At 70.3% G+C, this 8,757-nt stretch carries 7 protein-coding genes; 4 read left to right on the top strand and 3 right to left on the bottom strand.

What is annotated here, in order from left to right:
- Window positions 1-172: 172 nt before the first annotated feature.
- A complete protein-coding gene (locus tag ACFY10_RS10065) occupies window positions 173-1,978 on the bottom strand; it encodes a S8 family serine peptidase (protein ID WP_390664576.1) in 1,806 nt (601 codons plus the stop codon).
- A 354-nt stretch (window positions 1,979-2,332) separates the two neighbouring features.
- Between ACFY10_RS10065 and ACFY10_RS10060 the strand changes: the two genes are divergently transcribed.
- Entirely contained in the window at window positions 2,333-3,274 is a 942-nt protein-coding gene (locus tag ACFY10_RS10060; protein WP_390664575.1) for a lytic polysaccharide monooxygenase, read from the top strand.
- A gap of 18 nt (window positions 3,275-3,292) precedes the next feature.
- On the opposite strand, the gene ACFY10_RS10055 is transcribed toward ACFY10_RS10060, so the two are convergent.
- Window positions 3,293-3,946, bottom strand: coding sequence for a Tat pathway signal sequence domain protein (locus ACFY10_RS10055; protein ID WP_390664574.1), 654 nt, complete (start codon window positions 3,944-3,946; stop codon window positions 3,293-3,295).
- Window positions 3,947-4,611: 665 nt separating this feature from the next.
- On the opposite strand from ACFY10_RS10055, the gene ACFY10_RS10050 reads away from it, so the two are divergent.
- From ACFY10_RS10050 to ACFY10_RS10040, 3 genes are read left to right on the top strand one after another with little or no spacing between them, the layout of a single operon-like run.
- Complete coding sequence (locus ACFY10_RS10050) at window positions 4,612-5,283, top strand: DUF6230 family protein (protein WP_390664925.1); 672 nt, start codon at window positions 4,612-4,614, stop codon at window positions 5,281-5,283.
- Window positions 5,283-5,723, top strand: coding sequence for a DUF6114 domain-containing protein (locus ACFY10_RS10045; RefSeq protein WP_390664573.1), 441 nt, complete (start codon window positions 5,283-5,285; stop codon window positions 5,721-5,723). The genes ACFY10_RS10050 and ACFY10_RS10045 overlap by 1 nt, the downstream gene beginning before the upstream one ends.
- A gap of 24 nt (window positions 5,724-5,747) precedes the next feature.
- Complete coding sequence (locus tag ACFY10_RS10040; RefSeq protein WP_390664572.1) at window positions 5,748-6,749, top strand: Lrp/AsnC family transcriptional regulator; 1,002 nt, start codon at window positions 5,748-5,750, stop codon at window positions 6,747-6,749.
- Window positions 6,750-6,963: 214 nt separating this feature from the next.
- Here ACFY10_RS10040 and ACFY10_RS10035 read toward each other — a convergent pair whose 3' ends face one another.
- Complete coding sequence (locus ACFY10_RS10035) at window positions 6,964-8,406, bottom strand: MFS transporter (RefSeq protein WP_390664571.1); 1,443 nt, start codon at window positions 8,404-8,406, stop codon at window positions 6,964-6,966.
- Window positions 8,407-8,757: the final 351 nt, after the last annotated feature.

Raw genomic sequence — 8,757 nt, 5'->3', positions numbered from 1 at the left:
GCGGGCGCCCCCCGCCCAGTTACGCGGGCCCCGGGTTGTTTTACAACTAGTGGGGGGGCCCCCGGAGATGCTCCGGCCCCTGGCCCCCGGGGGGGGGGGGGGGGGGGCCCCCCGCCCCCCCGCCCGCCCCGCCCGTTGAACAGACGCGTGCGCGTCCTGCGGGAAACCCCTGTCAGAAGGTCAGCTTCCAGCTGTTGAGGGTGCCCGTGTCCTGCGCCGCCGTGTCCTGGACGCGCAGCTTCCAGGTGCCGTTGGCGGTCTCGCTCGAAGCGTCCACGGTGTAGGTGGTGTTGACGTTGTCGGCCGAGTCCGAGGAGCTTGCGCCCTTCAACCGGTACGTCGAGCCGTCCGGGGCGACCAGGTCGATCACCAGGTCACCGCGGTAGGTGTGGGTGATGTCGACGCCCACCTGAAGTGCGGTGGGGGCACTGCCGCTGCGGCCGCTGACGGTGATGGAGGACTCGATCGCCGAGCCGTTGTCCGGGATGGCGGTGGCGGTGGCGGTGGAGAAGGTGGTGCCGCCGGTCGTTCCGCCGGAGGACGCCACGGCTGCCACGGTCTTCGCCGCGTCCGCCAGGCCCGCACCGCAGCCGCCGGAGCAACTGCCGGGCAGGGCACGGGCGTTGTTCTTGATGGCCGTCTCGATCTGCGCCGGGGTCAGCGCCGAATTCGCCGACTTCATCAGCGCGACCAGGCCCGCGATGTGCGGGGTGGCCATGCTGGTGCCCTGGTAGTAGGCATACGACTCCGAGGACGGCGTCCTGGTGCCGGAGTTGAGGGTGGAGAGGATGCCGTTGGCGCTACCGGTGCTGGTCTGACCGCCGGGCGCCGAAATGTCCACGCCCGCACCGTAGTTGGAGTAGGACGCCTTCGCACCGGAGCGGTTGGTGGCCGCGACCGAGATGACGTTGTTGCAGTTGCCCGGCGAGTGGTTCGCGACGTTGTCGTTGTCGTTGCCCGCGGCCACGACGACGGTCGTACCGCGGTTCACGGCTGCGGTGATGGCGCTCTGGGTCGCCGAGGAGCAGGCGCCGTCGCCGCCCAGGCTCATGTTGATGACCTTGGCGACATTGGAGTTGGCGGGCACGCCCGAGACGGAGCCGCCGGACGCCCAGGTGATGGCGTCGATGATGTCGGAGTCGTAGCCGCCGCACTTGCCGAGCACGCGCAGCGGGGAGATCTTCGCGCCGTACGCGATGCCCGCGACGCCCTTGTTGTTGTTCGTGGCGGCGGCGATGGTGCCGGCGACATGGGTGCCGTGCCAGGAGGAGCTGGAGGCGGGGATGCCGTCGCCGCAGTCGTTCGCGTTGTACCAGTCGCCCGGGTCGGCCGGGTTGCTGTCGCGCCCGTCGCCGTCGACGGACACCGCGGTGTCGGCGATGAAGTCGTAGCCGCCGACGATGTTCGCGGCGAGGTCGGAGTGGGTGACGTAGCCGGTGTCGATGACGGCGACGGTGACGCCGGAGCCGGTGGTGGTGTTCCAGGCGCCGGGCACGTTCATGCCGGCCGTCGACTCGAACAGGTCCCACTGCTTGCTGTACTCGGTGTCGTTCGGGTCGGCCTGCGGCCGGTTCAGGCGGTCCGGGACGACGTAGGCGACCTGCGGGTCGGCCCTGAACTCGGCGACGACGTCGGCGACTTGGGCCGTGGTGGTCCTCTCGCCCAGGTCGACGAGGGCGGCACCGGTGCCGAGGCGGCGCCGGAAGTCGACGTCCTCGCCGGCCTCTTTGCCCTTGGCCGCGGCGTCGGCCGCGGCGGCCTTGTTCGACTTGGCCTCCTCCGCGCCGGACTTGTAGCCGACGATGAGGCGCTCGGCCGGGGTGCCGGGGGCGGCCTCGGCCTGGGCGGCCGGTACCGCGGCCGACCGGGTCGCCGGCTCCTGGGCGACGGCGACCGAAGCGGTGGCCGCGGTGATGAGGGCGGCCGAGACCGCGGCGACGGATATCAGCTTCCGTCCGCCTGCAGGGGGTGTACGCACGGGGTTTGCCTTTCGTGGCCGGCTCCGGGCAGCGCGGAGCGGCGGGGGAATCGCTTCCTCGTCGAAGCGGCGGGGGGTGAAGCGAAAAGCGAAGAGCGGCGCGGTGGCGGGCCAGGCGCGAGCATCGACCCGTCCGGGGTTACCTGTGGGTCGGCTGTGCTCGAACAATAGGCAAAGGGATGGTCATGTGAATACAGGGGAAACCCTCGATCCGGCCGGAAACACCCCCTGGGTGTCGGCTCGTTGGCCGGGATTGCCCCCTTCGTGGCAACCATTGCGCGGTGAACGCGCCGGGCCGGTTTCCCGTACTCCACGGGAGCACACCGTTCCACGCCGGCCGAGGAGACGTTCCGGATGCCCCGGATGACCGCACACCGCACCGCCCTGGCGGCCGCCCTCGTGACCCCGTTCCTGCTGCCCCTGTGGGCGGCGGGCCCCGCACAGGCACACGGCGCGCCCACGGATCCGGTCAGCAGGACCTACGCCTGCTCCCCCGACGGCGGCGCCAACGCGCAGTCGCCGGCCTGCAAGGCGGCCGTCGCCGCGAACGGCGCCCCCTTCACGTTCTGGGACAACCTGCGGGTCGCGGACGTGAACGGCAGGGACCGGCAGGTCATCCCCGACGGAAAGCTGTGCAGCGGCGGTCTGCCCGCCTACAAGGGTCTCGACCTCGCCCGCTCCGACTGGCCGTCGACGACCCTGAAGCCGGGCGCGACGCTGACGATGAAGTACGCCTCGACGATCCCGCACACCGGCACGTTCGAGCTCTACCTCACCAAGCCCGGCTACGACCCGAAGAAGCCGCTGGCCTGGTCCGAGCTGCCGGACAAGCCGTTCGCGTCGGTCAAGGACCCGGCCCTGACGAACGGCGCATACCGCATCACCGCGAAGCTGCCGTCCGACCGGACCGGTCACCAGGTGCTCTACACGATCTGGCAGAACAGCAGCACGACGGACACGTACTACTCGTGCTCGGACGTGGTGTTCGGGGCCGCCAAGAGCGGCACGAGCGGTAAGGGCGGCGGTTCCGCAGCGTCGGGGAACGACGCCGGCGGCGACAGGAAGAGCGCAAGCAGCAGTCCTACCGCCACGCCCTCACCTCGTACGACCCCGTCCCGGACGGCCGGGGCCGCGGCGACACCCCGGCAGGACTCCACCGCCCCCGACAGCACCCCGGTGGCCTCGACCTCCACCGCCGGCTCGGGCCCGTCCGCGCCCATGCTGGCGGGCGGCGCCGCTGCGGTGCTGGTTCTCACCGGCGGCGCCGCCCTGGCGCTGCGTCTGCGTCGACGCTGAACTACCCCTGCTCTGAGGTCAGTTGACGTAGACCGCCGCGCCGTTGTCGGTCACCGGGGCGTACTTGGCGGTGAAGTAGCCGCTGCTGAAGCAGAGCGACGAACCGGACGTCTTGGTGAACTGCTGGCTGGTGAAGTTGATGCTGTTGTCGGTGTTGTCGGCCGTGCCGGTCAGGCTGGGGGCCTGGTAGACGCAGGTGATGCTGCCCAGCAGGGTCTTCAGCTTGACCGTGGTCTGGATGGTGGAGCCGCTCGCCGGGGTCACGGTGATGGTGCCGTCGGAGGCCACGGATGTGGTGTAGGGCAGGTTGTCGACCGTGATGCTGGTGACGCCGGTGACACCGATGACATTGCTGGTGCAGCTGCTGCTGTCGAAGGTCTGCCCGCTGACCGACTCGGTGGCCGTGCCGGGCGCGGTGGGGTTGTCGGTGACGGTGGCGGTGAACGTCGACGACGTGCACTTCACGCCGCTGGTGCCGGTCGCGCTGGAGTAGAGGGTGGCGCTGGTGCCGCCGGCCAGCGGTGCGGAAAGGACATCGCCGACCGCTACGGCGGTGCCGCCCGCCGAACCGGTGGTGAGGACGGGGGTGTCGGCCGCCGAGGCAGGAACGGCGGCGGGGATCGAGAGGGCGGCGACGGCACCGACGAGGGTGATGAGGGTCCGAGTACGCATGCGGGGGTCTCTCTTTTCTGAGATGTGGGGGCTGAGGCTTACCGAGATGTGGGGGCTGAGGCTTGCTGAAATGTGGGGCTCGAAAGTGGCGTGGGGGGACGCGAGCCTGCGTCCGCCGTTGCCGGTCCGTGACGCCTTCTCCGTACGTGACGGACCGGCAACGGCGACCGGCCGGTGACCGGCCGAAGACCCGTGGGGAGGGCCGCCTGCCGAACCGGGCGGGGAGAGTCGGCCCGCACGGACCAGGGGGGAAGTGCCCGTGCGGAACCGTCGAAGGGCGTGGGGGTCTGGGTTTCCGGGAACGCGGACGATGCCGCGCGGTGGGATCCGGCGCCACGGATCTGGGGGAAGCCAGGGGAAGTTGTAGACCTGATGGTCAGTCAACGTCAAGGAGTGACAAGGGAGTTGACGATCGTTCAAGGAGTCGGGGCGAGCCTCACCACCCACTGGCGCACAGGTGAGGCACAACCATCATCCTTTTTTCACAACTCCCTTGACCCTCGAAACTAACCGCGGGTAACTTCCTCGTCGGCTACTGCGGAGTACGAGAAAGCCCTTACGCCCGCCGGGAGTTGTGAGGAGGCGTGCGCCGCCGTCCGCTGTCCGCGCCAGGACAACGTGCCGCTGATGCCCAACCCGCAAAAACTATGCACATGGGAGCAGAAATGGCCTCGTCCTCGGACGTCACGTCGTCCGCCGACCACACCCCAGGGAACCCGGAAAGCGGTTCCGCGTCCGACCCCGCGAGACGCGGGCGGGTCCGGCTGCGCCGCGCCGCTGTGATGGCGGTCCCGGCCGTCGCGGTCGCAGCCGGCCTCGCGATCATGACCGCGGAGGGGGCGCTGGGAGTGCAGTTCTCCATCTCCGGCATGCCGTTCACGGTCACCGCCAAGTCCCTCGACGGCACCGGCTTCGAGCAGTTCGGCGACCTCGACAGCATGATCCCGGACAGCCCGAACGCGGGCGACACCGGCGGCCAGGTGCTGATCGTCACCTCCGCCATCAAGAACGCGACGCTGGACAGCCTCTGCCAGAGCGTCGACCTGGGCGGCACGAACCTGCTGATCAAGGCGGGCGCCGGCGCGTCGAAGGTGCAGGCGACCGACCTGACCACCGACTCCACCGAGCTGTCCGGCGACGCGGCGTTCAAGAACATCGAGATCGGCAACGACGCCAGCACGCTCACCAAGGCCGGCGTCAAGGGCAAGAAGGGCGTCTTCAGCCAGCAGGCCGACACGGTGCACATCGACAACCTGCGGCAGACGAACTACGCGACCACCGCAGGTGTGTTCAAGCTTCCCGGCCTGAAGCTGTCGTTCAGCGACTCGGGCTGCTGATGTCGGACACCCCGAACCAAGGCGTGCGGCCCGCTTTTCGTCAGTGGCGGGCCCGCCGTCCGTTCTGGGGCGGGCTGCTGCTCGCCCTGGGCGGGGCGGAGATCCTGCTCACCGAGAAGGCCTCGCTGAAGGTCGTCATGCACATCGGCATGCAGGGCCTGGCCGGGTACCTGCTGCCCGCCGTGATGCTGCTGTGCGGTCTGCTGGCCCTCTTCAGCCCGGGCCAGCGCCTGTTCTACTCGATCACCGGCATCCTGGCCTCCCTCGGCACCTGGCTCACCTCGAACCTGGGCGGCTTCTTCATCGGCCTGCTCCTGGGAGCCGTCGGCAGCTGCCTCGTCTTCGGCTGGCTGCCCGACCAGGAGCCGCGCCGCAGCCGACGGCAGCGCAGGAAGGAAGCGCGGGCCGCCGAGACCGTACAGGCCGCCGTGCGCGGCTGAAGAACGTGACTGAAGAATGTGTGCATGCTGGACGACCTGGACCGTGCCCTGATCCACGCACTGCACATCGACGGCCGCGCCCCGTTCAGCCGGATCGCCGCCGCGCTCGACGTCTCGCCGCAGACGGTCGCCCGGCGTTACCGGCGGCTGCGCACCGAGGCGTCGTTGCGGGTCGTGGGGTTGTCGGACCCTCATCGGGCGGGGCAGACGCAGTGGCTGGTCCGGCTCACCGTGGTGGCGAGTGCCGCGCGGGATCTGGCGCAAGCGTTGGTGCGCCGTCAGGACACGTCGTGGGTGAAGCTCGCCTCCGGCGGTACGGAGATCGTGGCGATCATCCACGCGGCGACGGACTCGGCTGCGGGCAACTCCCTTCTCCTGCACGACATTCCACGCACCGGCAGCATCACCGCGGTGTCCGCGCACTGCCTGCTGCACACCTATCTGGGCGGCCCGACGAACTGGCGCCGGAGCGCCGGCACGCTGGACGAGCGGCAGCAGCGCGTCCTGCGTGAGCACGAGACGGCCGACACGTCCTATGTGCCGGTACCACGCCAACTCGCTGACGCGGACGCCGAGTTGCTGCTCGCCCTGCAGAAGGACGGGCGGGCCACGCACGCCGAGCTCGCGCAGGCGACCGGCTGGTCCCCGGTGACCGTGGCACGGCGGCTCGCGGATCTGCGGGCGGGCGGCACGGTCTTCTTCGACGTCGAGGTCGATGCCGGCCACTTCGGCGTCAACACTCGGGCGCTGCTGTGGATGTCGGTGCGGCCCGCCCATCTGGATCGCGTGGCGACCACGCTGGCGGGCCACGACGAACTGGCCTTCGTCGCGGCCACCACGGGCCCCACCAACCTGGTCGCCCAGGCCCTCTGCCGCGACCCCGCCGACCTGCACCGCTACCTGGTCCACCGCCTCGGCTCCCTGGACGCGATCCACACGCTGGAAACCAGCCCGGTCCTCCAGAACCTCAAGGCAGCGAGTCCGCTGATCGCTGGGATACTGCCGGGTACTTGGCACCGCCGGTGAGGTGACCGTCCCTGGGGGCTGCCGCCCCCAGGCCCCCGCTTTCGGCCTGAACGGCCTCGTCCTCAAACGCCGGACGGGCTGAAAGATCGAACGCCGGCCGGGGTGAAAGATCAAGCCCCGGCCGGCGAAAAAGATCAGGCCCCCGCCGGCGAAAATCAGCCCCTCCGGCGTTTGAGGAGCGGGGGTCCGGGGGCTGGCCCCCGGGACGGGACGGCTACGGGCGGCGGGGGCGGGGAACCATCATCCGGCTCGCCGCAAAGCTCACCACGACCAGCACAACCGCGCCCCAGAACGCCATCTGCACCGCCCGCAGCGCCGACGCCGCAGAGCCGGAACCCGCAGCGCCCAGGTACACGCTGCCGAGGACCGCAACCCCAAGCGTGGCGCCCAGCTGCTGCACCGCATTGAGCAGCCCCGCAGCCGAGCCGATCTCCTGAGGCCGCAGCGGCTTCAGGGCGATGGTGAAGAAGGCGGGGCTGAACAGACCCACACCGACCCCCACCACCCCCAGCGCGAGCAGCAGCGGCGTGGGGTAGGAGCCCGCGTCCGCCGCGCGGTACACCGCGATGGCCGACAGCGCACCCGCCAACAGCACCGCGAGGCCGAGCGCCATCACCCGGTGCCCGTACCGCTTGACCAGGTACGCCCCGGCGATCCAGGACGCGACGGCCAGCCCCACCGACCACGGCGCCAGTGTCAGTCCGGCCTTCAACGCATCGACGCCCAGGCCCAGTTGGAGCTGAAGGACGATGACCGTCATCAGGCCGTTGGTGACCGCGAAGAAGGATGTCGACGTCACCAGTGCGGCCGGGAAGCCGCGGTGGGCGAACAGGCTCGGCTCCACCAGCGGGCTGCGCCCGGCCGCGGCCACCACACGCTGGTGCACCGCGAACACAGCCATCAGGCACAGCCCGGCCACGACGGCCCCCCAGCTCCAAGCCGACAACCCCGACAACCCGGAGAGGTCCGCACCGATCAGCGGATACACGACGAGCCCGATGCCGGCCGCGGCCAGCAGCATGCCGGTCAGGTCGAGGGTGGGCCGCTTCGGCGCGCGGTTCTCCAGCAGCCTGGGCGAGATCGCGAGCACGACCAGCGAGAGCGGGACGTTCACCAGGAACGCCGCGCGCCACGAGGAGCCGAACAGGTCGGCGTGGGTGAGCACACCGCCGAGTACCGGTCCGCAGACCGCCGCCAGCCCCATCACGGGGCCGATGCTGCCGAGGGCCTTGGACACCTCTGGCCCGGCGAACATGACCTTGATCAGCCCTATGGTCTGGGGAATGATCACGGCCGCGGCCGCACCCTGCAGCACCCGGAAGGCGATCAAGAGCCCCACCGACGTCGCCACGGCGCACGCGACGGACGCGAGCATGAATCCCGTGACACCGATCACGAACAGGCGCTTGCGGCCGGCGATGTCACCGAGCCGGCCGCCGGTGATCAGCAGCACCGCGAACGGCAGGGTGTAGGCAGTCGTGAACCACTGGATGTCGGAGACCGACCCGCCGAGATCGGCATGGATCGCCGGCGCGGCGACCTGGACGATGGTCGCGTCCAGCAGGTTCATCGCCTCACCGAGCAGCAGGGCGGCGAGCGCCGGCCACCGCCATCGGTACGCCGTGGGAGTCGGTGTCAGTACGCGCTCTGCAGTCATCGGGGTTCCTCTCCACCGTCGTAGACACGCCGGCCGGCACCCCGGCATGCAGGGCGCCCGACCGGCCACGGCTCAGCGTGGAGGCGGCAGGAGAGGGTCCTCCAGCCGGCGGCCTCAGATGGACGATTCCTTCCATCGAAGCCGTCCGCGGTGTCGATTTCCCACACACCCGGCCCCGCACGCCGCACCCGCGAGGGTCGTAGGACCACACCGGTTGAGCCCGCGACTGCTGTGGCCCAAGTGGTTTGCGGCGCCTGTGAGTTGACGAAGTTAGTTGTCGAGGTTTCGTGGAGATCGACGACGTTACGGGAGGGGCCGCCGTGCCCGAGGACAGTGCCCGGCCGATCGGGC

The sequence above is a fragment of the Streptomyces sp. NPDC001401 genome, from assembly GCF_042895385.1.
In the GTDB taxonomy this organism is placed as follows: Bacteria; Actinomycetota; Actinomycetes; order Streptomycetales; family Streptomycetaceae; genus Streptomyces.
Note: the sequence above shows the minus strand (reverse complement) of the source record. Positions and strands in the feature narration are given on the sequence as shown.

Coding starts and splice junctions, on each gene's coding strand:
- ACFY10_RS10060 (WP_390664575.1), top strand. CDS start 2,333: ATGCCCCGGATGACCGCACACCGCACCGCCCTGGCGGCCGCCCTCGTG.
- ACFY10_RS10055 (WP_390664574.1), bottom strand. CDS start 3,946: ATGCGTACTCGGACCCTCATCACCCTCGTCGGTGCCGTCGCCGCCCTC.
- ACFY10_RS10050 (WP_390664925.1), top strand. CDS start 4,612: ATGGCCTCGTCCTCGGACGTCACGTCGTCCGCCGACCACACCCCAGGG.
- ACFY10_RS10045 (WP_390664573.1), top strand. CDS start 5,283: ATGTCGGACACCCCGAACCAAGGCGTGCGGCCCGCTTTTCGTCAGTGG.
- ACFY10_RS10040 (WP_390664572.1), top strand. CDS start 5,748: ATGCTGGACGACCTGGACCGTGCCCTGATCCACGCACTGCACATCGAC.
- ACFY10_RS10035 (WP_390664571.1), bottom strand. CDS start 8,406: ATGACTGCAGAGCGCGTACTGACACCGACTCCCACGGCGTACCGATGG.